This is a genomic window from Rhodococcus ruber NBRC 15591, from assembly GCF_001894945.1.
Classification (GTDB): Bacteria; Actinomycetota; Actinomycetes; order Mycobacteriales; family Mycobacteriaceae; genus Rhodococcus; species Rhodococcus ruber.
Map to the genome: position 1 here is coordinate 145788 of NZ_BCXE01000001.1, position 22777 is coordinate 168564.

16 protein-coding genes are annotated in these 22777 nt (G+C 72.6%); 6 read left to right on the forward strand and 10 right to left on the reverse strand.

The window, feature by feature from the left end; all coding sequences use genetic code 11:
• The first annotated feature begins 26 nt into the window (after nucleotides 1-26).
• Genes recC through recD form a run of 3 tightly spaced genes read left to right on the forward strand, consistent with a single transcriptional unit; the run spans nucleotide 27 to nucleotide 8478 of the window.
• Nucleotides 27-3320: an exodeoxyribonuclease V subunit gamma gene (recC, locus tag RR3_RS00680; RefSeq protein ID WP_064065814.1), complete on the forward strand. Its 3294-nt coding sequence runs from the start codon at nucleotides 27-29 to the stop codon at nucleotides 3318-3320.
• The gene (locus RR3_RS00685; protein ID WP_010592541.1) at nucleotides 3317-6613 is read left to right on the forward strand and encodes a UvrD-helicase domain-containing protein; all 3297 of its coding nucleotides are present in this window, start codon (nucleotides 3317-3319) and stop codon (nucleotides 6611-6613) included. The genes recC and RR3_RS00685 overlap by 4 nt, the downstream gene beginning before the upstream one ends.
• Nucleotides 6610-8478, forward strand: a complete 1869-nt coding sequence (recD, locus tag RR3_RS00690) for an exodeoxyribonuclease V subunit alpha (protein WP_064065815.1) — start codon at nucleotides 6610-6612, stop codon at nucleotides 8476-8478. The genes RR3_RS00685 and recD overlap by 4 nt, the downstream gene beginning before the upstream one ends.
• 22 nt (nucleotides 8479-8500) lie before the next feature.
• Here recD and RR3_RS00695 read toward each other — a convergent pair whose 3' ends face one another.
• The 4 genes from RR3_RS00695 to RR3_RS00710 all read right to left on the reverse strand — a co-directional run bounded on the left by RR3_RS00695 (nucleotide 8501) and on the right by RR3_RS00710 (nucleotide 13134).
• Nucleotides 8501-9634 carry a flavin-containing monooxygenase gene (locus RR3_RS00695; protein ID WP_072786281.1) on the reverse strand — a complete coding sequence of 378 codons (1134 nt, stop codon included), beginning with the start codon at nucleotides 9632-9634 and terminating at the stop codon, nucleotides 8501-8503.
• A gap of 114 nt (nucleotides 9635-9748) precedes the next feature.
• Complete coding sequence (locus tag RR3_RS00700; RefSeq protein WP_017680254.1) at nucleotides 9749-11377, reverse strand: LuxR C-terminal-related transcriptional regulator; 1629 nt, start codon at nucleotides 11375-11377, stop codon at nucleotides 9749-9751.
• Nucleotides 11378-11468: 91 nt separating this feature from the next.
• Entirely contained in the window at nucleotides 11469-12218 is a 750-nt protein-coding gene (locus tag RR3_RS00705; protein ID WP_010592536.1) for an ABC transporter permease, read from the reverse strand.
• A gap of 100 nt (nucleotides 12219-12318) precedes the next feature.
• Nucleotides 12319-13134, reverse strand: a complete 816-nt coding sequence (locus RR3_RS00710; RefSeq protein ID WP_017680253.1) for a mycofactocin-coupled SDR family oxidoreductase — start codon at nucleotides 13132-13134, stop codon at nucleotides 12319-12321.
• 176 nt (nucleotides 13135-13310) lie between these two features.
• On the opposite strand from RR3_RS00710, the gene RR3_RS00715 reads away from it, so the two are divergent.
• Complete coding sequence (locus tag RR3_RS00715) at nucleotides 13311-13964, forward strand: TetR family transcriptional regulator (RefSeq protein ID WP_064065816.1); 654 nt, start codon at nucleotides 13311-13313, stop codon at nucleotides 13962-13964.
• A complete protein-coding gene (locus tag RR3_RS00720; RefSeq protein WP_064065817.1) occupies nucleotides 13961-14620 on the forward strand; it encodes an enoyl-CoA hydratase-related protein in 660 nt (219 codons plus the stop codon). The genes RR3_RS00715 and RR3_RS00720 overlap by 4 nt, the downstream gene beginning before the upstream one ends.
• A gap of 4 nt (nucleotides 14621-14624) precedes the next feature.
• Here the strand turns inward: RR3_RS00720 and RR3_RS00725 are convergent, their stop codons facing one another.
• From RR3_RS00725 to RR3_RS00750, 6 genes are all read right to left on the reverse strand, one after another.
• A complete protein-coding gene (locus tag RR3_RS00725) occupies nucleotides 14625-16184 on the reverse strand; it encodes an ATP-dependent DNA ligase (protein ID WP_064065818.1) in 1560 nt (519 codons plus the stop codon).
• Nucleotides 16185-16260: 76 nt separating this feature from the next.
• Nucleotides 16261-17343, reverse strand: coding sequence for an ABC transporter ATP-binding protein (locus tag RR3_RS00730; protein WP_010592531.1), 1083 nt, complete (start codon nucleotides 17341-17343; stop codon nucleotides 16261-16263).
• A gap of 30 nt (nucleotides 17344-17373) precedes the next feature.
• Nucleotides 17374-18255 (reverse strand): carbohydrate ABC transporter permease, encoded by an 882-nt coding sequence (locus tag RR3_RS00735; protein WP_010592530.1) that lies wholly within the window; start codon nucleotides 18253-18255, stop codon nucleotides 17374-17376.
• Nucleotides 18255-19220, reverse strand: a complete 966-nt coding sequence (locus tag RR3_RS00740) for a carbohydrate ABC transporter permease (protein WP_010592529.1) — start codon at nucleotides 19218-19220, stop codon at nucleotides 18255-18257. Before RR3_RS00740 ends, RR3_RS00735 begins: the two co-directional genes overlap by 1 nt.
• On the reverse strand, nucleotides 19217-20542 hold the full coding sequence (locus tag RR3_RS00745) for an ABC transporter substrate-binding protein (protein ID WP_064065819.1): 1326 nt from the start codon (nucleotides 20540-20542) through the stop codon (nucleotides 19217-19219). The genes RR3_RS00740 and RR3_RS00745 overlap by 4 nt, the downstream gene beginning before the upstream one ends.
• 62 nt (nucleotides 20543-20604) lie before the next feature.
• Nucleotides 20605-21609 (reverse strand): sugar-binding transcriptional regulator, encoded by a 1005-nt coding sequence (locus RR3_RS00750; protein WP_010592527.1) that lies wholly within the window; start codon nucleotides 21607-21609, stop codon nucleotides 20605-20607.
• 145 nt (nucleotides 21610-21754) lie between these two features.
• On the opposite strand from RR3_RS00750, the gene RR3_RS00755 reads away from it, so the two are divergent.
• A complete protein-coding gene (locus RR3_RS00755) occupies nucleotides 21755-22771 on the forward strand; it encodes an NAD(P)-dependent alcohol dehydrogenase (protein WP_040275341.1) in 1017 nt (338 codons plus the stop codon).
• The last annotated feature ends 6 nt before the right edge of the window (nucleotides 22772-22777 follow it).

A 22777-nucleotide genomic window follows, 5' to 3' on the forward strand; every position in this document is an offset into this window, starting at 1 on the left:
ACACACCGAGCGACGAGGGGACCCGCGTGCTGACGCTGCACCGCGCCGAGCGCGCCGACACCCTGGCCGCCGCTCTCGCCGAGTTGCTCGTCGTGCCCCTCGCCGACCCGTTCGCCCGCGAGATCGTCGCCGTCCCCGCCAAGGGGGTCGAGCGGTGGCTGACGCAGCGGCTGTCGACGGTGCTCGGCGGCACCTGCGGTGACGGTGTCGCCGCCAACATCGACCACCCGTCGCCGGCACGGCTGGTGGACGAGGCGCTGGCCGCTGCCACCGGCCGGACGGCGGCGGACGACCCCTGGCACCCCGACCGGATGCGGTGGACGCTGCTCGACGTCGTCGACGACTGCCTCGACGAACCGTGGTGCACCGTCCTCGCCCGGCACCTCGGCCGCGACGGCGTCGATCACCGCGCCGGTCGACGCTACGCCACCGCCGCCCACCTGGCCGACCTGTTCCGCAGCTACGCGTCGCAGCGCCCGGAGATGCTCGTCGACTGGGCCGCCGGGCGCGACACCGACGGCACCGGCCACGACCTCGCCGAACACCTCGTGTGGCAGGCCCGGCTGTGGCGGCGGCTGCGCGAGCGCCTCGGCGACGACAGTCCCGCCGAGCGGCTCACCGCCGCCTGCACGCGGTTGCGCACCGACCCGGAGCTCGTGGACTGGCCGGCTCGGCTGTCGCTGTTCGGCCCCACCCGGCTCACCGTCGCCCAGTGCGCGGTGCTGTCCGCGGTTGCCGCGAACCGTGATGTGCACCTGTGGATTCCGCATCCGAGTCCGGCGATGTGGGAAGGGCAGGCGGCCGCGGCGCCGGTTCGTCGTCGCGCCGACGACCGCAGTGCCCTCGCGGTGCAGCACCCCCTCCTGGCGAGCCTGGCCCGGGACGTGCGCGAACTACGCGCGCACCTCGCCGGTCCCGGAGTCGCCGACGTGCACCACCCCGGCGGGACCGGCCCCGACACGCTCCTGGGGCGCCTGCAGGACGACCTCCGGGCCGACCGGCCCCCGGCCCGCTCCGCCGCCGCCGACGGCACGATCCGCATCCACGCCTGTCACGGTCCGGCGCGGCAGGTGGAGGTGCTGCGCGAGTGCCTGCTGCACCTGTTCGCGGACGATCCGAGTCTCGAACCCCGCGACGTGGTCGTCATGTGCCCGGATGTGGAGACTTACGCGCCGCTCGTGCAGGCCGCATTCGGCCAGGGTGCCGCCCGGCACGACACCTCCGGGCACCCGGGACACCGGCTACGGGTGCGTCTCGCCGACCGCGGCCTGCGCCGCACCAACCCGGTGCTGGCGGTCGTCGCGACGCTCGTGGGGCTCGCCGACGCACGGGTGACCGCCAGCGAGGTCCTCGACCTCGCCGGGGCCGCGCCGGTGCGCCGGCGGTTCGGCTTCGTCGACGACGACCTCGAACGGCTGCAGGAATGGACCGCCGCTGCCGGGGCCCGCTGGGGCATCGGCAAAGGGCAGCGGAACGCCTTCGGCCTCGGGGACTTCCCGCAGAACACGTTCGGCACGGCCCTGGACCGGATCCTCCTCGGCACGGCCGCCGACGAGTCGCAGAGCGAGTGGCTCGGACTCACGCTCCCGCTCGACGACGTCGAGAGCAACGACATCGACCTGACGGGACGGTTCGCCGAGTACATCGACCGGCTCACGGTGGCACTGCACGGCCTGCGCGGTCCCCAGCCGGCCGCGCAGTGGGCCGACGCCCTCACCCGCGCACTGGATCTGCTGACCGATGTCGATCCCGCCGACGCCTGGCAGCTCACCCAGGCTCACCGGGAACTCGCCGCCGCCGTCGAGCACGCCGGGCCGGCGCCGCTGCGGCTGGCCGACGTGCGGGCCATGCTGACAGCCCGGCTCGCGGCACGCCCGACGCGCGCGAACTTCCGGACCGGCGAGCTGACCGTGTGCACGATGGTGCCGATGCGGTCGGTGCCGCACCGCGTCGTGGTCCTGCTCGGCCTCGACGACGAGAGCTTCCCCCGCTCCGCCCACATCGACGGCGACGACGTGCTGGCAGTGAATCCCTGCCTGGGGGAACGTGATCCGCGCAGCGAGGACCGGCAGTTGCTGCTCGACGCCGTCATGTCGGCGGGGGAGACGCTGCTGCTGTTCTACACCGGTGCGGACCCGGTCACCGGTGCCCGCCGCCCCCCGGCGATCCCGCTGAGCGAACTGCGCGACGTGGTCGAGACGATGGTCGGTCCCGACGGCATGGCCGAGCTCCTCACCCGGCATCCGTTGCAGCCGTTCGATCCGCGCAACTTCCGGCCCGACCGCCCGCTGAGCTTCGACCGGGCCGCACTCGCGGGGGCGCGCGCCGCGCAGCACCCGGCGAAACAGCGTCCCGGACTGCTGCAGCGGCCGCTCGCGCCTGCCGCGCGCACCGACGTCGACCTGGCCGACCTCGTCGCGTTCGTCACCCACCCCACCCAGGCGTTCCTGCGGCAGCGCCTCGGGGTGCGGGTGCCCGATCGCGACGAGGACATCGCCGACGCCCTCGATGTCGGCCTCGACCCGCTCGCCCGGTGGGACCTCGGCGACCGCATGCTCGAGGCGCTGCTCGCCGGCACGGACCCCGCGGACTTCCGGGCCGCCGAATGGCGGCGCGGTACCCTGCCGCCGTACCGGCTCGGTGAACTCGCGCTCGACGACGTCGCCGCCACCGTGGGCACCTTGGTGGCGGTGTGCCGGCCGATCTACACGGGACCGGCCGACACCGTCGACGTGAACGTCGACCTCGGGGACGGCCGGCGCCTGACCGGGACGGTCGGCGGGGTCCACGGCGCCGTCGTCGCCCGCAGCACCTTCTCCCGGCTGGCGCCGAAACACCGCCTCACCGCCTGGGTGCACCTGCTCGCCGTCGCCGCGTCGGACCGGCCGGGGCAGTGGCAGGCCGTCACCACCGGCCGGGGGCGGTTCCGCAGCACCCCGGCCTGGCGGTCCACGATCAACGCCCCGGCCGACCCCGTGGAGCAACTCGCCCGCCTCGTGGACCTGCGCGACCGCGGGTTGCACGAGCCGCTGCCGACCGCCACCGCCGCCGCCGCGGAGTACGCCGAGCGCCGCCACCGCGGCGACTCCGTCGAGATGGGACTCGACGCCGCCGCCCAGGAGTTCGGATCCACCTACGGCGAACGCACCGACCGTCACCTCACCTACCTGTACGGCCCCGACGTGACGCTGCGGGACCTGACCTCCGTCGCCGCCCGCGACGACGAGCAGACGTGGCACGGCGAGCCCACCCGATTCGGCGCCCTCGCGCGCCGCCTGTGGGAGCCGTTGCTGTCCAACGAGATCCAGGGGCGGCCGTGACCCGAACCGTGTCCGAGTTCGACCTGCTGGGGACGCTCCCCACGGGCACCACCGTGCTCGAGGCCAGCGCGGGAACCGGCAAGACCTACGCCCTCGTCGGCCTGGCCACCCGGTTCGTCGCCGAGGGCACAGCGGAGTTGTCGGAGCTGCTGCTGGTGACGTTCAGCCGCGCCGCGACGCAGGAGCTGCGCGAACGCACCCGGGACCGGTTCGCCGCCGCCGCGCGGGCGCTGGCCGATCCGGACGCCGCCCGCCGCCATCCCGACGAGCTGATCCGGCACCTCGCCGACGGCGACGTGGCCACGCACCGGCGCCGGCTGCTGCGGGCGCTGTCCGACTTCGATGCCGCCACCATCGCCACCACGCACGGGTTCTGCCAGCGCATGCTCGACGAACTCGGCACCGCCGGGGAATGCGACTCCGCCGCGGTGCTCGTCGAGGACGTCGACGACCTGACCGCCGAGGTCGTCGCGGACCTGTACCTGCGTCGGTACGGCCGCGCGGATGCGGCACCGATCTCACACGCGGAGGCGGCGGAGGCCGCGCGTGCCGCGATCTTCGACCCGCAGGCCACGCTCGCCCCCGAGGGCGCGGACGGCACGCCCGCGGGTGAACGCGTCGAGTTCGCCCGGGCCGTGCGGGCCGAGGTCGACCGCCGCAAACGCCTCGCGGGTCTGCGGGACTACGACGACCAGCTCTCGCTGCTGCACGCGGTGCTGACCGATCCCGGGCACGGCGAGGCCGCGTGCCGCCGCATCGGCTCCCGATTCCGGGTCGTGCTCGTCGACGAGTTCCAGGACACGGACCCGCTGCAGTGGGAGATCCTGCGCAGCGCGTTCCACCGGCGCACGACCCTCGTCCTCGTCGGCGACCCGAAACAGGCCATCTACGCGTTCCGCGGCGCCGAGGTGCTCAGCTATCTCGGCGCGATGGAGTTCGCCGACGAGCACCAGGAACTCGTCCGCAACTGGCGCAGCGACGGGAACCTGCTCGCGGCCCTCGACCACCTGTACGGCGGTGCGGCCCTGGGGGATCCGCGAATCGTGGCGCATCGGGTCGAGGCCGCGCAGCCGCCGTCCCGGATCGCCGGGGCGGTGCCGCTGCGGCTGCGGCACCTGCCGCGTGCCGGGGCCGGTCCGTGCGGGGCCTCCGGTTTCCCGAAGGCACCGGCGTTGCAGGCCCGGGTGGCACGCGACGTCGCGGCGGACATCGCGGCACTGCTCGGCGGCGAGGTCACCGTCGACCTCGGCGCCGGCCGGCGACCCGTCGAACCCGGCGACGTCGCGGTTCTGGTCCGGACCAACGCGCAGGTCGCCCTCGTGCACGGAGCCCTCACCCGCGCCGGGATCCCGGCCGTGCTCGCGGGCGGAACCAGCGTCTTCGCGACCCCCGCCGCGCGGGAATGGCTGCGGGTGCTGCAGGCACTCGAGCAGCCGCACCGCCCCGACCGGGTGCGTCTGGCCGCCCTGACCTCCCTGATGGGGCACACCGCCGGGGACGTCGACACCCGCGGCGACGAGCTCGTGGCCGCGGTCGGCACCCTGCTGCGCGAGCTGGACCTCGTGTTCGAGCGGTCCGGCTTCGCCGCGCTCTTCGAGCGCCTCGCCGCGTCCTGCGCCCTCGAGCCGCGACTGCTGGGCTGGCCGGGCGGCGAACGGGAACTGACCGATCTGCGCCACCTCGCGCAACTGCTCGACGAGACCGCGGCGGCCGGCGCGCTCGGTGTCACGGCGCTGACCCGCTGGCTGACCGAACGGATCGCCGAGGCGGGCACGGCCCGCGCCGACCGCAGCCGCCGGCTCGACAGCGACGCCGCCGCGGTGCAGGTGCTGACCGTCCACGCCAGCAAGGGCCTCGAATTCCCCGTGGTCTACGTGCCGTTCGCGTGGGAGTCGGGCGTGCGGTCGAAACCGGACCGGCTCCTGCTCCACGACGACTCCGGACGCCGGATCCTCGACGTCGGCGGCGAGGGCAGCCCCGGATACGGGGAACGTCGCCGGCGCCACGACGACGAGGTTGCCGGTGAGGAACTGCGGCTGCTGTACGTCGCGCTGACCCGCGCCCGCTGTCACCTGGTGCTGTGGTGGGCTCCCGGATACAGCACCCCCGGCGCCCCGCTGCACCGTCTGTTGTTCGGCCGGGCACCCGGCACGTCCGACGTCGCCCCCAAGGCCCGCGTGCCCGAGGATCCGATCGTGGCGCAGCAGCTCGCCGCGTGGGCCGACCGAGCCGCCGGCTCGGTGTCCGTCGAGGCCGTCGGCTCGGCGCCGATCCCCACCGTGACGTGGGTGCGCCCGCGTGAGGCCGTCGTGGACCTCGAGGCGGCGCGTTTCGACCGCGAGCTCGACGACGCCTGGCGGCGCACCTCGTACACCGCCCTCACCGCCGCCGCCCACGACGAACCCCACCAGGTGCGGGCGGAGACCGAGCAGCCGGTGAACATCGACGAACCGGAGGAGCCGCCGCTGCTGCCGGCCGACGCGGGCGAGGGCATCGAGTCCCCGATGAACGCCCTGCCCGGTGGGGCGGTGTTCGGCACCCTCGTGCACGCGGTGCTCGAGGTCGTCGACACCGCCGCCGCCGACCTCGGCGCGGAACTGCTGCGCTGTTGCCGCGACACCGTCGCCGAACAGTTCTCCGACGTCGACCCCGAGGAGCTGGCGACGGCACTGCTGCCGGTCCTGCGGACCCCGCTCGGTGGGGACGCGGGCACACTCGCCGACATCGCCCCGGCCGACCGCCTCGCCGAACTCGACTTCGAGCTGCCCCTCGCCGGCGGGGACGATCCAGTCGCCACCACCGTCACCCTCGACGGTGTCGCCCGGTTGCTGCGTGCGCACCTGCCCGCCGACGACCCGTTCGCCTCGTACGCCGATCTCGTCGGCACCCTCGAGCCCACCCCGCTGCGCGGCTATCTCACCGGCAGCATCGATTCGGTGCTGCGGATCCGCGGCACCGAGCCGCGGTTCGTGATCGTCGACTACAAGACGAACCGCCTCGGGCCGGAGGAGCTCACCACCGCCCACTACACCCGGGACCGGATGGCGCAGGAGATGCTGCGCGCCCACTATCCGATGCAGGCGCTGCTGTACGCCGCCGCCCTGCACCGGTACCTGCGGTGGCGGCTGCCCGGCTACGACCCGGCGGTGCATCTCGGCGGCGTGCAGTACCTGTTCGTGCGCGGCATGGTCGGTCCGGAGACCCCGGCGGGCTGCGGTGTGTTCGACTGGACGCCGCCGCCCGCCCTCGTCGCCGCACTGTCCGATCTGTTGGCAGGCAAGGAGATTCCGTGACCAACGCCCAGGTGGCCCAGCGCGGCAAGGGTGCCCTGCGGGTCTTCAACGAGGCCGGGGTGCTCGCGGCCGCCGACGTGCACGTCGCGCTGCGGCTCGCCCAGCTGGCGGGGGAGACCGCCGAGGAGGTGCACCTCGCCACTGCGCTGGCCGTGCGCGCCGTGCGCGCCGGTTCGGTGTGCCTGGACCTGACCCGGCTGCGCGAGATCACCGTCGACGAGTCCGCCGAGGTGGATCTCGCGGCGCTGCCGTGGCCGGAGGACGACGCCGTCGTCGCCGGCTTGCGGCGCAGCCCGCTCGTCGTCGGCGGCGACCGCGGCCCGCTGCGTCCGCTGCGCCTGGTCGAGACTGCCGACGGTCCGCTGCTGTACCTCGACCGCTACTTCCGTCAGGAGGAGGCGGTCCGGCGGATCCTCGACGCCCGCGGGCTCGGTCATCCCGTCGTCGACGAGCCGGCGCTCGAGCGGGGACTGCGCGAGTTGTTCCGCGACCAGCACGACCCCGGTCGTCCGTCCGCCGCACCGGACCGGCAGCGCATCGCCGCGGCGCTGGCCGCCACCGGGTGGACCACGGTGATCGCGGGCGGGCCGGGCACCGGCAAGACCCACACCGTCGCCCGGATACTCGCGCTGCTGACCGCGCTGCACGGTCCCGCCCTGCGGATCGGACTGGCCGCGCCCACCGGCAAGGCCGCGGCCCGGCTGCAGGAATCCGTCCGCGAGCAGGCCGGGCCGTTGGGCCTGCGCGCCGACCTGACCGCGATGACCCTGCACCGCATGCTCGGCTGGCAGCGCGGCCGCACCCGGTACCGCTACCACGCCGGCAACCACCTGCCCTACGACGTCGTGGTCGTCGACGAGACGTCGATGGTGTCGCTGACCATGATGTGCCGGCTGCTCGAGGCCGTCCGCTCCGGCACCCGGCTGATCCTGGTGGGCGACCCGGACCAGCTGACGTCGGTCGACGCCGGCGCCGTCCTGGCCGACCTCGTCGCCCGTCCCGTGACCGCGGCGGGCAACCCCGTCCTCGGGCGCGTCGTCGCAGCCGACCTCGATGCCGGCGACGACCCCGCCGAGGCGTCGCTCTCCGTGGGTGAGCGGAACCGGTTGCGCGGCGGCGTGATCCGGCTCAGCCGCGGCCGGCGGTTCGGCGGCGACATCGCGCACCTCGCCGTCGCCGTGCGGGAGGGCGACGCCGACGCGGTGATGCGGATCCTCGACGGCGGTGGCCCCGAGGTGTCCTTCCACGCGCCGGACGACCTCGGGGCCCTGCGCCGCGACGTCGTCTCCACCGCCGCGACCGTCACCGCCGCCGCCGTCGCGGGCGACGACGTGACCGCCCTCGAGAAGTTCGAGACGCACCGCCTGCTGTGCGCACACCGCGAGGGGCCCTACGGTGTGCAGTGGTGGGCGCGGCGGGCGATGGAGTGGATCGCCGCCGACACCGGCCGGCGGCTCGACACCGAGCGCTGGTACCCGGGGCAGCCGCTGCTGGTCACCGCCAACGACCACGAGACCCGCATCTACAACGGTGACACCGGCGTCGTGGTCGTCGATGCGGACGGCGAACCCGTCGCGGCGTTCGCGCGCGGCAAGGAGCCGTTCCGGCTCCACCCCAGTCGGCTCTCGGCCGTGCAGACGGTGTACGCCATGACGATCCACCGCAGCCAGGGCAGCCAGTACGGCACGGTCTCGGTGATCCTGCCCCCTCCCGAATCCTCGTTGCTGACCCGCGAATTGCTGTACACCGCGATCACCCGGGCGCGCGGTCACGTGCGCCTGATCGGCACCGAGGAGGCGGTCCGCGCCGGGGTCGGGCGGCGGGTGTTGCGAGCCAGCGGACTGCGCCGGCAGCCGCGCGCCTGACTCCCGCGCGGGTGGCCGAATGTCACATCGCGTCGATCGGATCGACGCGATGTGACATCGGGCCGACCGGCGCGCGGTGCTCGACGAGGTGCCGGACGACGTGCCCGGCGTCCGCGCCGGCCCCGCCGACGAGCATCGAGCGGAACGACGACTGGAAGCACAGGCCGGTGAAGTACAGGCCGGGAATGGTGGTCACCACCCCGTGCTCCTCGAGCGGCCAGCCGTCCGGGCCGAGCACCGGCAGCTCGATCCAGTCGTAGGCCTGACGGAAGCCGGTGCACCACAACACGTTCGTCACGTCGAGGACGCGACCGCCGGCGAGGACCGGGCGGCCGTCGACGACCCCGGTGACCCGTTCGGTGATCCGTTCGACGCCGAGCGCGGCGAGGTCCTCCCGCTTGACCCGCAACAGCGGTGCGCCGTGGCGGCGTTCGAGTTCACGTACCTTCCGGCCGAGCGGGGTGCGTACGGAGAGCACGTGGCCCCACGCGAACCACACGATCGGGAAGAGCACCCGCATCCGGCGGCTCTCGAGCCGCACCGGGAGCTGTCCGGTGTCGCGGCCGCACAGGATCGTCGGATGGGACGTCGCCACCTCGTAGGCGAGGTCGCCGCCGGAGTGGGACGCGCCCACCACGAGCACCGGGCCGTCGGTCAGCTGCGCCGGATTGCGGTACTCGCTCGAGTGCAGCTGCACGATCCGCGGGTCCAGCTCGGCCGCGAAGTCCGGGATGCTGGGGGTGCGGCCGAACGTGCCGGTGGCGACGACGACGTTGCCGGCCTCGATCCGCATCTCGCCGCAGTCGAGGACGAAGCGATCGCCGTCGCGCGACAGCCGTCGCACGCGGGTGCCGCCGCGAACGGGCAGCTCGAACCGCGCGGCGTACGCCTCGAGGTAGTCGGCGACGTCGTCCTTCGTCGGGAACCGGTGCGGATCGCCGGGGAACGGCATGCCGGGCAGGCCGTCGTATCCGGCGGGGCTGTACAGGCGCAGCGAATCCCAGTGGCTGCGCCAGTTGTCGCCGATCCGCCGGTTCGCGTCGACGATCAGGAAGGGGCGCCCGTGCCGGGCGAGGTGGTAGCCGGCGGACAGCCCCGCCTGGCCTGCGCCGATCACGACGGTGTCGATCCGTCGGGGTGCACTGTCGGTGGTCATCGGAACTCCCGGGCTCGAGGGGACTGGACGGATGACGTTAGGCGCCGCCGGCATCGGCCGCGTCGGGCGAAGTACGCAGCCGTCCGCGGACCCGGATGGGTAGTTCTGTGCAGCTCAGAGCAGGTGGTGCTCGTACGCGTATGCCGTCGCGGCCGCCCGGGACGACACGTCGAGCTTGGTGAAGATGTTGCTCAGGTGCCGCGCCACGGTCTTCTCGCTCAACACGAGTTCACGGGCCACGGCGCGGTTGGTCTTCCCCGTGGCGACGGCCCGCAGCACCTCGATCTCGCGGGTGGTCAGCCGGCCCCGCGCGGCCGGGCGCCCCGGCCTCCGCGCGAGGTCCCGCAGGTCCGGCTCGGCGTGCAGGTCCCGGAACGTCGCCGCCGCGGCCTCGTACTCGAGCCGCGCCGTCTCGGCGTCGCCGAGCGCGTCACAGCACCGGCCCTGCAGCACCCGCACCCGCGCGCACTCGTAGGGCGCCTCGAAGCCGCGCCAGAGCCCGCACGAGCGGCGCAGCCGGTCGAGGGCAGCGCGCGGTGCGCCCTCGGCGAGCAGGACGGCGCCGGTGACCTGCTCGGCGATCGCGCTCAACGCCGGAGCGTCCTGTTCTCCGGCCAGCGCCGCGAGTTCGTCGGCGCTGCGGCGCGCGGCCGCGACGTCGCCGACGGCGAGCGCGATCTCCGCGTGGCCCGCCAGCAGCCGCGGACGATAGAGCGGAAGCGATTCGCCGAGCGCCCGCCGGATCCCGGCGAGCGCCGCGTCGGTGTCGCCCTGGCGCAGACGCAGCAGCGCCATGCCCGGCTGGATCTCGCGGCCGAGCCGCCCGGCGCGGCGGTAGGCGTCCTCGGCCTCGTCGAACTCGCCGCGCAACCGGTGCAGTTCGCCCTGTTCGTACAGGGCCATGCCGACGGCCGGTTGACCCGGTGGGTCCGACAGCCGCCGGAACGCGAGCCGGGCCAGGTCCATGGCCTCCGTCCAGGCGCCCTCGAGTTGCAGGATCTCCGCGCGGTGTACGAGGCACTGTCCCCGGAAGGGAACGAGGCCGGGCTGGGCGTCGCACCAGCGGCCGAGTGCCCGCGTCCATTCCCTGGCCCGCTGCAGCTCGAACGTGCCCTGGCAGGCCTCGATGACCGCGCAGTACACCAGTCCGGCCACGACCGGCGAGACCTCGTCGAGGCTCACGCCGACCATCACCTCGTCCAGGGTGCCGAGACCGCCGGCGACGTCGCCGAGCAGGATGCGGCACTGCCCGATGCCGAGGGTGCTCAGCGCGACGAGGTCGGCGTCGCCGCAGGCTCGGCCGATCGCCTGGGCGGCGGTGAACGAGGGCAGGGCGTCGGCCGGCCGGTTCGCATGCATGTCCTGCACCGCCGCCGGCAGCATCAGGAGGCCGCGTGTCGCGCAGTCCGGGCGCCCGGGCTCGGTCAGGTGCTGGGCCCGGGCGAGCCAGCCGCCGGCGCGCGCCACCTCCCCACGGTTCATCAGCAGGAAGCAGAGCCAGAACGCACTGAGTCCGGCCCGCTCGGGGTCGTCGGCGTCGAGATGCGCCGAGAACGCACGCTCGCACAGCGTCGCGCAGTCGTCGTCCCGGCCGACCAGATACGCCGACCGTGCGAACAGGTCGAGGTCGTCGGCGGTGAGGGGCTCGTGCGCGTCGGCGGTGCGGAACGCGTCGAACGCCCGCGTCCAGTCCCGCGCGTGGAACGCTGCCCGCGCGTGGTCGAGCACCGTCGACGTGCCCATCCTCGCTCCCTGCGGCGACCGAACGTGCACCGAGTGGTTGCCTGCGATCCTACGCCCACCGGCCTCCGGTTCCGGGGTGCGCAGTGGGAGGTCAGTCCGGCAGGCCGGGCCGGGTACGGACCGGTGCCAGACCGGAGACGAGGACGACGGCGGTGATCGTTCCGGCGGCCATGATCGCGGCGAGCACCACGATCTGGAAGCGTCCGGCCTCGAGCGGGGACACACCTCCGAAGATCGCGCCGACGAAGGCACCCGGCAGCGTCACCAGCCCGGTGGTCTTGGTCTGGTCGGTCGACGGGATCAGCGCCGAGTGGACGGCCAGTCGCGTGAGCTCGCGGGTGGACTGCCGCGGCGTCGCACCGAGCGCGAGCCAGCCCTCGACCGTGTCCCAGTTGTCCCCGGTCAGTTCCGTGAAGCGCCGCCCCGCGAGGGTCGCGATGGTCATCGCGTTGCCGACGACGATGCCGCCGATGGCCAGGACGTACCGCGGGGAGAACTCGATGGCGCCGGTGACGAAGACGATCGTGAGCGTCACGGCGATCCCGAGCGCCATCGCACCGGATACGAGGGCCACGTGCCCCGGGCTCCAGCCGATCCGGCGGGATGCGGTGGCAGCGGCGACGGTGAACATGACCAGCAGCGCGGCCCCCACCCAGACGGGACTCGTGATCACCCCGGACAGCACCACACTGATCAGGGCGAGTTGCACGGCGCCCCGCAGCACCGCGACCGCCGGCGCGAAGTGATGCGGGGCGCGGTAGCCCCACAGCACCGCGGTCGTCGTCCCGACGAGCAGGGTCACCCCGACGGCGGTGGGAACCAACTCCAGGGACCAGGTCACCCTCCGGAGGGTATCCGCCGGGGGACGGGGGTGGCCGAATGTGACATGCGTTCGATCAGATCGAAGCGGTGTGACATTCGGCCACACAGGGTGGGGGCGCTCAGCGGATCAGGTTCCCCAGGTCGACGGGGATCTGCGCGCCGGTGATGTACTTCGCCTCGTCGGAGCACACCCACGCGACGACGGCCGCGACGTCCTCGGGCTGCAGGATCTCGTAGGGCAGCGAGTTCATGTAGATCGGGCCCAGGGTGGTCGCGTACTTCGCGATGAGCGGGTGCAGGTCGCTGACCTTCATGCCGGTCTCCACGCCGGCCGGGTGGACGGTGTTGACCCGGATCCGGTGCTCGCCCAGTTCGTTCGCCATCGTCTTCGCCAGGCCGGTGATGCCGTGCTTGGTCGCGACGTAGTGGCCGGTGAAGGGGGTGCCCTTGAGCCCCGAGACGGAGCTGGTGAAGACGACCGCCCCGCCCTCGCCCTGCTCGATCAGGTAGGGCACGGCGGCCTTCGCGGTGTGGAACACGCCGGTGAGGTTGACGTCGACGGTCTCCCGCCACTGCTCGAGGGTGATCTCCCACGACAGCGCGCCCGAGCAGATGCCGGCGTTCGCGACCACCACGTCGAGGCGGCCGAGCTGCTCGACGCCGTCGGCCAGCGCCCGCGACAGCGCGTCGAAGTCCCGCACGTCCGCGGTCGTGGCGACGATGCGACGGCCCGTCTTCTCGACCAACCGCACCGTCTCCGCGAGATCCTCCTCCGTGGCGCCCGGGTAGGCGGTCGAGGCGAAGTCGGTGCACGCGTCGACCGCGATGATGTCGGCGCCCTCGCGGGCGAACTGCACGGCCTCGGCGCGGCCCTGACCGCGCGCCGCGCCGGTGACGAAGGCGACCTTGTTCTCGAAACGGCCGGCGGTCTCCATGCTTGCCTCCTCGGTGGTGTCGGACGCGGATTCTCCCGGTCCGAAGCGGGGACGGCAGCGCGGGTTCCGCTCACCGGGACCGCGGTCCGGAAGGCGCACGGTGTCCCGTGTCCGGCCGGGCGCCCCCGTTCGGTTACCCGCTGGTAATAGAGCATGCGTTCTGTTATGGTCCCGCTGTGCCCCGGCCCCGCATCCACGACCTCGACGAGGTTCTCGACGCCACCGAGAATCTGGTGGTGGCCGGTGGTGCGAGCGCGGTGACGCTGCGTGCGGTCGCCGCGGCCACGGGGATGTCGAACGGGGCTCTGTATCACGCCTTCGGCTCCCGCGGTGGGCTGGTCGGCCGGGCCTGGTTGCGCGCGGCCCACCGCTTCCTCGACCTGCAGCGCGCGGCGGTCGACGAGGTTCTCGGCTCCGCGTCGACGCCGGACCGGGGGATCGACGCCGTCGTCGCCGCCGCCGATGCCCCCGCGGCGTTCGCCGCCCTGTTCCCCGAGTCCTCGCGCCTCCTGCTCGCCGTCCGGCGCGAGGAGTTGCTCGGGTCCGACCCGCCGGCGGACGTCGCCGCGGAGCTGGGGCGGCTCGATTCGATTGTGGTTGCGCTGCTCGTCCGCCTGTCCCGGGCGTTGTGGGGCCGCGGCGACGCGCGCGCGGTCGCGGTCGTCGAGGACTGTGTCGTCGGTCTGCCGACAGGTCTGTTGCTCCGGCGCGGGCGTGTCCCCGACGCGGCCATGCGCCACCGTCTCGAGGCCGCGGTCCGCGCGGTGCTCGCCCTCGATCCTCCGCCCGCGCCATCCGGGCGCGGCGGCCGCACGAAAGGCTCGCGATGACCGTCACTCTGACCTACCGGGACAAGATCGCCGTCCTCGACCTCGGCGACGACGAGAACCGGTTCTCTCCCGACTGGCTCGACACCGTCGACCGGCTCCTCGACGAAGTGCAGCAGAACGCGCACGCACTCGTCACCACGGCGACGGGGAAGTTCTACTCCAACGGCCTGGACTTGGAATGGCTGACAGCTCACGGTGATCGGGCGCAGTGGTACGTCGGCCGGGTGCAGGCGCTCTTCGGCCGCATCCTCACCTTCCCGCTGCCGACGGTCGCCGCCGTGGTCGGGCACGCGTTCGGGGCGGGTGCCATGCTCGCGATCGCGCACGACTACCGGGTGATGCGCGCGGACCGGGGCTACTACTGCTTCCCCGAGGTCGACATCCACATCCCGTTCACGCCGGGCATGGCCGCGCTGATCCAGGCCAAGCTGACCCCGCAGACCGCGGTCACGGCGATGACCACCGGTCGCCGCTACGGCGGTCTCGAGGCCGAGGCCGCCGGTCTGGTCGACCGCACGGCGGGCGCGGACGGCGTCCTCGACGCCGCCGTCGAACTCGTCACCCTGCTCGCGGGGAAGGACCCCGGCACCCTCGGTGCCATCAAGTCCACCATGTACGCGGCCGCGGTCGACGCACTCGCCCAGGGTCGGGCGTGACCGGTCACGAACGTTCGTGATGGGACGGAAGTGGTTGCTGCGGAAAGGAATCCGTCACCGGTAACAGTGCGCGCACCGCGTCGACGGTATCCGCCTCGGCGGCGGTCTTGTCGGGGCGGTAGCGCAGCACACGGGCGAAGCGCAGCGCCACCCCGCCGGGGTAGCGGGGGCTGACCTGTACGCCGTCGAGTTCGATCTCCACGACCAGCTCCGGACGCAGGTACACGGTGTGCGCGTCGCGGCTGCGTTCGTGTCGAGGGAACTCCTCGGTCTGCCATTGCAGCAGGGCGTCGGTCAGTCCCTTGAACGTCTTGCCGACCATGATCGGCTCGCCGCCGTCCGGATCCCGCGCGCCCAGATGGAGATTGGACAGGTAGCCGGTGCGACGGCCGTAACCCCACTCGGCGCCGAGTACCACCAGGTCCAGGGTGTGCTCCGGTTTGACCTTCTGCCAGGCGCGGCCGCGCCGGCCCGCCGCGTAGGGCGCGGTGAGGTCCTTGACGACGACGCCCTCGTGCCCGGCGGCGAGGGCGGCGTCGAACTGGGCGTCCGCGGTGGCCGCGTCCGGCCGCAGCACGCCCGGGATCCGATGGTTCGGCGCGACCCGCCGCAGAGCGTCGAGACGCTCGGTGAGCGGCGCGTCGAGCAGGTCGGTGCCGTCGAGGTGCAGGCAGTCGAAGAAGTACGGGTGCAGCATCAGCTCGTGCGCGGACTCGGCACCGAACCGGCTCATCGTCTCCTGGAACGGCCGGGGCCGGCCCGCAGGGTCGAGTGCCAGGGTCTCGCCGTCGAGCACGACCGACGTGCAGGGCAGCGTCGCGACCAGCTCCACGAGTTCGGGGACGCTGCGGGTGATCTCCCGCAGCGTGCGGGTGAACACCCGCACCGTCCCGCCCCGGCGGTGCACCTGGATGCGGGCGCCGTCGAGCTTGTACTCGACGCTGACCTCGCCGCCGAACTCGCTGTGGGCACCGGCGAGGGACTGGGCCGGGGCGGCGAGCATGGGCCGGATCGGCCGGCCCACCTCCAGCCGGAAGGCGGCGAGCGCGTCCGCGCCGCCGCCGAGCCCGGCCGCCGCGGTTGCGGGCAACCGGCCGGAGAGCATGAACGCCCGGCGCACCGTCTCGGCCGGCAGCCCGGCCGCGGCGGCCACCGCGTCGGTCATCATTCCGTCGAGCGCGCCCTGCCGCAGGTCCCCGGTCAGCAGCCGCACCAGGAAATCCTGCTCCTCGGCGGTGGCCGCGCCGAGCAGACCGGCGAGCAGTTCGCGCCGCCGCCCCGTCGAGCCGGTCCCGGACAGGCCGGCGAGCTCGGTGAAGGCCCGGTCGACGTCGGCGACGGTCAGCGACGGCTCGTCGGACGGGTCGATGCGGGATCCGGCGAGGGTGCGCCATCCCACGCCGATCCGGCCCTGACGTGGTTCACCCGCCAGCCACGACACCACGGGCTCGACCTCCCCGGGGTCGAGGACGGCGAGGAGGGCGCGCAGTTCCTCCACCTTGGCCCGCCGCGACCGGGTGGCACCGACGGCCTGCGAGGTGGCAACGATCGTCGAGAAGAGCACGCCCCGACCGTACCGACCATCGCCGGTTCCGGCGCGGGTGTACCGCCGGTTCCGGCGCGGGTGTACAGCCGGAGGGTCAGTCGCCGACGCGTTCACCGGTCGCCGGATGGAACAGGTGCACCGTGCCCTCCCGCTTGCGCAGCCGGATCGTGTCCGCCAGCCGGGCCGGGGTGCGGGTGAGCGAGCGTGCGACGAGGGGGGTGTCGCTGCGCGCGACGCGGGTGTACACGTACGACTCGCTGCCGAGTTCCTCGACGAGTTCGACGATGGTCTCGACGCCGTCGCCGTCCGTGATCTCGAGCTGTTCGGGCCGGATCCCGACGGTGACGGTCTCGAGTCCGGCGCGGTGCAGCGAGGCGATGCGGTCGCGTTCGACATCGACGACGGTGCTGCCGATCTGCACGCCGCCGTCGACGATCCGGGCGTCGAGCAGGTTCATTGCGGGCGAGCCGATGAACCCGGCGACGAATGCGTTGGCGGGCCGGTCGTACAGCTCGGTGGGGGAGGAGAACTGCTGGAGCTTGCCGCCGCGCAGCACCGCCACCCGGTCGCCCATGGTCATCGCCTCGACCTGATCGTGCGTGACGTACACGGTGGTGGTGCCGAGACGCCGCTGCAGCGCGGCGATCTGGGTGCGGGTCTGCACGCGCAGCTTGGCGTCGAGGTTGGACAGCGGTTCGTCCATGCAGAACACCTGCGGTTCGCGGACGATCGCGCGGCCCATCGCGACGCGCTGCCGCTGCCCGCCGGAGAGCTTGGCGGGTTTGCGGTCCAGGTAGTCGGTGAGGTCGAGCAGCTTCGCCGCCTGTTCGACCTTGCGGCGCCGCTCGTCGGCGCCGACGCCGCGCATCTTCAGCGCGAAGCCCATGTTCTCGGCGACGGTCTTGTTCGGGTAGAGGGCGTAGTTCTGGAAGACCATCGCGATGTCACGATCCTTCGACGGCACGCCGACCATGTCGCGGCCGCCGATGCTGATCGAGCCCTCGTCGATGTCCTCGAGCCCGGCGAGCATCCGCAGGGCGGTGCTCTTGCCGGAGCCGGACGGCCCGACCAGGACGACGAATTCTCCGTCCTGGATGTCCAGGTTCAGGGAGTCGACGGCGAGGGTGTCGGAGTTCTCGTAGAGGCACGACGCGTTGCGGTAGGTGATCTCGGCCATGACGGTTCCTTCGGAAAGTGAGTGGGGGAGTTACTTGATCGCGCCGAACGACAGGCCGCGCACGAGCTTGTTCTGGGCGAGCCAGCCGGCCAGGACGACGGGCAGCGCCGCCATCGTGGCGGCCGCGGACAGGCGGGCCCAGTACAGGCCCTCGCCGGTGATGAAGCCGACGAGGAACACGGGAATGGTCTGCGCCTGCACCGCCGTGAGGTTCACGGCGAAGAAGAACTCGTTCCAGGAGAAGATGACGCAGATCAGGGCGGTGGCGGCGATGCCGGGCGAGACGAGCGGCAGGATCACCTCCCGCACCGACGTCCACAGGTTCGCGCCGTCCATGCTCGCGGCCTCGAGCAGCTCGCCCGGCACCTCGAGGAAGAACGAGCGCATCATCCACACCGCGATCGGCAGGTTCATCGCGGTGTAGAGGATGATCAGTGCCCAGATGTTGTCGAGCAGACCGATGTTCGCGACGATCACGTACAGCGGGATGATCGCGGCGACGATCGGCAGCATCTTCGTGCTGATGAAGAAGAACAGGGCGTCCTTGGTCTTGCGCACCGGCCGCAGCGACAGGGCGAACGCGGCGGGCACGCCGAGCAGCAGGACGAGGATCGTCGACACGCCCGTGGCGAACGCCGAGTTGAGCAGGCTGACACCGACTCCGGTGTCGAACACGGCGCGGAACTGGTCGAGGGTGGGCGTGAAGGAGAACTTCGGCGGATCGGAATAGGCGTCGGCCTCCTGCTTGAAGGCGGTGAGCACCATCCAGAACACGGGGAAGAAGAACCCCAGGGCGGCGATCCAGGCGACGACGCCCCACGGATTGGCCTTGCGGTGCTTGCGTTTCCGGGTTCCAACCGGGACGGTCTCCGGTGTGGGAACCTGTTGTGCGGTGGGGGCGGTGGTGCTCATCAGGCGGCCTCCTCCTTGCCGGTGAACGATGTGAAGATCAGCCGCAGCGCGACGGTGGCCACGACGATGGTGGCGACGACGACCACCACGCCCATGGCGGCGGCCTGGCCGATGTCGAAGCCGAGGAACGCGCGCTGATAGATGTAGAAGGGCAGGTTGGAACTCGCGGTGCCCGGTCCGCCCTGGGTCATCATGTAGATGGCGTCGAACGTGTTGACCAGGTGGATCGCGCCGAGCACGGCGCCGAGTTCGATGAACCGCCGCAGGTGCGGCAGCGTCAGCTCGCGGAACAGGGCGAAGGCGCCCGCCCCGTCGACCCGCCCGGCCTCGAGGATGTCCCGCGGCATCGACTGCAGACCGGCCAGGATGAGCAGCATCATGAACGGGGTCCACTGCCACACCAGGTTCGCCATCACCGCGGCGAGCGGGTAGCGGCTGACCCAGTCGATCTGCCCCACGCCGAACGGGGAGAGCACGAAGTTGACGATGCCGAACACCGGGTCGAACATCGCGGTCTTCCAGATCAGTGCGCCGGCGACGGGGGTGACGAGAAACGGGGTGATGAGCAGGGTGCGAACGATGCCGCGGCCGAGGAAGACCCGGTCGAGCAGCAGCGCGAGGAGCAGGCCCAGCACGACGGAGATCAGCACCGTGCCGACGATGAGGACCACGGTGTTGACCGCCACCTCGCGGAACTGACTGTCGCGGAAGACGTCCGCGTAGTTCTGCAGGCCGACGAAGCTGCGTGAGCCCGGGCGCACCAGGTTCCACGACTGCGTCGAGTAGTAGAGGGTGAACACGAACGGGATCTGGGTCACCACGATCATGAAGATCAGGGCAGGCAGCAGGGGCCCGCGTCGGCGCCAGCCCTCCGCGCGGGAGACCGCGTCGCTCTTGGCGTCGCGCACCCGGCGGATGCGCTCCGAGTCGTCGGCGGTGGAGGCGCCGACCGCCAGGGTTGTCATCGCTGATCCTCTCGGTAGGTGGCGCCGACCACGTCGGCGTACTCCTGCGCCTGTTCCAGTGCCTCGGTGACGGTCTTCTGGCCCGCGATCGCGGCGCTGATCTGCTGGCTCACCCGGGTTCCGAGGTCCTGGAACTCGGGGATGGCCAGGAACTGGACACCGGTGTAGGGCACCGGCTCGACCGTCGGGGCGTCCGGCGTCGCGCTCTCGATGGACTCGAGGGTGAGCGGCCCGTATGCGGCTGCGGCCTCGCGGTATTCGGGGATCTCGTAGGTCGACAGCCGGCTGCCCGGCGGTACCCGCTCCCAGCCGAGGGTCTCCCCGACGGTGCGCAGGTACTCCTTGCTCGTCATCCACGAGACGAACCGCCACGCGGAGTCCGCGTTGTCGCTGTCGACGGGGATGCCGAGCGACCAGCTGTAGAGCCAGCCCGCATCGTCCTTGACCCGGATCGGTGCCGGGGCGTACCCGATCTTTCCGACGACGTTGCTCGACGCCGGGTCCTCGAGGGTGGAGACCGCCGAGGTGGAGTCGTACCACATCGCGACCCGGCCCTGCGCAAGCTGCGTGGCGCATTCGCTGAAACCGCTCGTGGCGGCGCCGGGCTGGCCGTGCTCGCGGACCAGGTCGACGTAGAACTGCACCGCCTCGACGACCTCGGGGCTGGTGAGCTGCGCGTTCCAGTCCTCGTCGTACCAGCGGCCGCCGAAGGTGTTGATCACGGTGTTCAGCGGGGCGAGCACCTCACCCCAGCCGGGCTTGCCGCGCAGGCAGATCCCGGCGGTGTCGGGGGTGTCGAGCCGGGCGGCGGCGGCAACCTCGTCCCAGGTGGGGGTGGGGGACAGGACGATCCCGGCCTGCTCGAACAGGTCCTTGCGGTACATCAGGAACGACGACTCGCCGTAGAACGGCACCGAGTACATGTCGCCCTCGTAGGACAGCGAGTCGCGCAGGGTGGGAATGAAGTCGTCCTCGTCGTAGCCCTCCGTCTGCCGGGCGTACTCGGAGAGGTTGGTCAGCCACCCGTTCGCCGCCCACTGCGGTGTCTCGTAGTTGCTGATCATCACCACGTCGAACTCGCCGCCGCCCATCGCGGTGGAGGCCGTGATCTTCGCGCGGGCCTGGTTCTCCGAGAGGGTGACGAACCGCAGGTCGATGTCCGGGTTCTCGGCCTCGAACTGGGCGGCGAGTTGCTGGGCGTCCTGCATCTGGGAGTTCGACACCATCGCGATGGTGACGGTCTGGTCGGAGGCGCCGAGCGAGCCGGCGCCGGCGCAGCCGCTGAGCGTGAGGCTGAGCGCCCCGGCCCCGGCCGCCAGCATGCGGGTGGTTCTTCTGGATCTGTTCACCGATCGTCGCCTCTTCTCCGGTCTCTCCGGTGGTGTCATCGGTCGAGTAGCCAACGTGCGCACTCAATGTCGCATACGAGCATGGTGACCAGGCCGCCGCGCAGCGCTCCCAGCGCGGCCTGGTGTTTGGCGGCCCCGCCGGTGACGAGGACCGCGGCCGGGCAGGCGCGGATGTCGTCGAGCGAGACCGACACGGCGCGACGGTCGAGATCCCCGCCCACGGCCGTGCCGTCGGCGTGGAAGAACCGTCCCGCGATCTCCCCGACCGCGCCGAGGTCGGTGAGGGTGTCGAGCATGGCGGTGTCGAGATAGCTGCCCTCGAACAAGGTGGTCGACGTGGACACCGCCCCCACACCGAACATCATCATGTCGGCGCGGCGGCCGACGTCCAGGGCGCGGGAGATCATGGAGTCGGCCCGCAGGGACGCGACCGTCGCGGGGTCGGCGTACAGGGGGACCGGGAGCCGGACCATCTTGGCCTGCAACTGTTCCGCGCAGCGCCCGAGCACGTACTCGGCGCCGGTCTGGTAGTCGGAGGTGGTGACGGCGCCGTCGAGCTGGACGATCGTCGCGCATGCGGCCCCGCCCGGCGGGAGGGCCTGCGCGACGGCCACGGTCTCCGGCCCCCACGTGAACCCGAGGGTGTCGGTCGCGCGGATCCGCCGGCTGATCAGGGCGGCGGCGGCCCGTCCGACGCCCGCGAAGCTGGCGGCCTCGTCGAGCGGGCCGGCTGCGTCCACCCCGTCGCCGACGACGACGGCCTCGAGCAGGCCGAAACGCTCCTCGAGCGCGCGTTCCTCGTCGGCGTGCAGGTCGTCGCGCAGGTTGGCCGGCACATTCACCTCGATGCGCACCAGGCCCTGGGCCCGGGCCCGGGCGACGAGCCGTCCCGCCGTCGGGCGGGAGACGCCCAGGCGCGTCGCGACCTCGGCCTGGGTGAGGCCGTCGAGGTAGTACAGCGTCGCGGCGCGCAACGCCAGGCGCAGATCCTCCGGTGCCGCGGTGGCCGCGGGCGGGTTCGTCGCGTGGGGGACGGTCACGTCATCTCCTGGGTCGGAGGGACTCGGGCCGGGGAACCGGCGAAGTCGGTGGAGCGTGAGCAAATGCTCATGGGTGCGTTCATCTGCTCAGTACGCTAGCATCGGCACTGTGACCCACACAACACCCCCGTCGATCCCGGAGCGCATGCGCGCCGCCGTCCTGGTCGAACCCGGACGGATCGAGATGCGCGAGCGCCCGGTCCCCGAACCCGCACCCGGCGACGTGCTCGTCCGGGTCACCACGGTCGGCGTGTGCGGATCGGACACGCACTACTACCGCGAGGGCCGCATCGGTGAATTCGTCGTCGAGGCCCCGCTCGTCCTCGGCCACGAGGCCTCCGGCACGATCGCCGCGGTCGGTGCCGGCGTCCCCGCCGAACGGATCGGGCAGCGCGTGTCGATCGAGCCGCAGCGACCCGACCCGACCACCGAGGAAACCCGGCGCGGTCGCTACAACCTCTGCCCGCACATGCGGTTCTACGCCACCCCACCCGTCGACGGCGCCTTCTGCGACTACGTCACCATCGGGGCGGAATTCGCCCATCCCGTCCCCGACGCCGTCTCCGACGACGCGGCCGCCCTCTGCGAACCGCTGTCCGTGGGCATCGCCGCCGTCCGCAAGGCGGGCGTCACCGCCGGATCCCGGGTGCTCGTCACCGGCGCCGGCCCCATCGGCATCGTCACCGCGCAGGTCGCCCGCGCCTTCGGCGCCACCGACATCGTCGTCACCGACCTCGACGCGGACCGTCGCGCGCTGGCCCGGAAGTTCGGGGCGACCACCGCCCTCGACCCGCGCACCGACGACGTCACCGACCTGCACGTCGACGCCTACATCGACGCCTCCGGCGCCCCCGCCGCGGTCGCCACCGCGATGCGGGCCGTGCGGCCCGCCGGCGCCGTCGTCCTCGTCGGCTCCGGCGCCGAGACGATGAACCTGCCGGTCCAGCTGATCCAGAACCGCGAGCTGGTCCTCACCGGCGTCTTCCGGTACGCCCACACCTGGCCGACGGCCGTCGCCCTCGCCGCCACCGGCCGCGTCGACCTCGACGCGATGGTCACCGCCCGGTTCCCGCTCGAGCGGGCGGCCGAAGCACTCGAATCCGACCGGACACCCGGCAACATCAAGACCGTCGTGCGGGTCCACCCCGGCGACGACACGTAAGGAGCC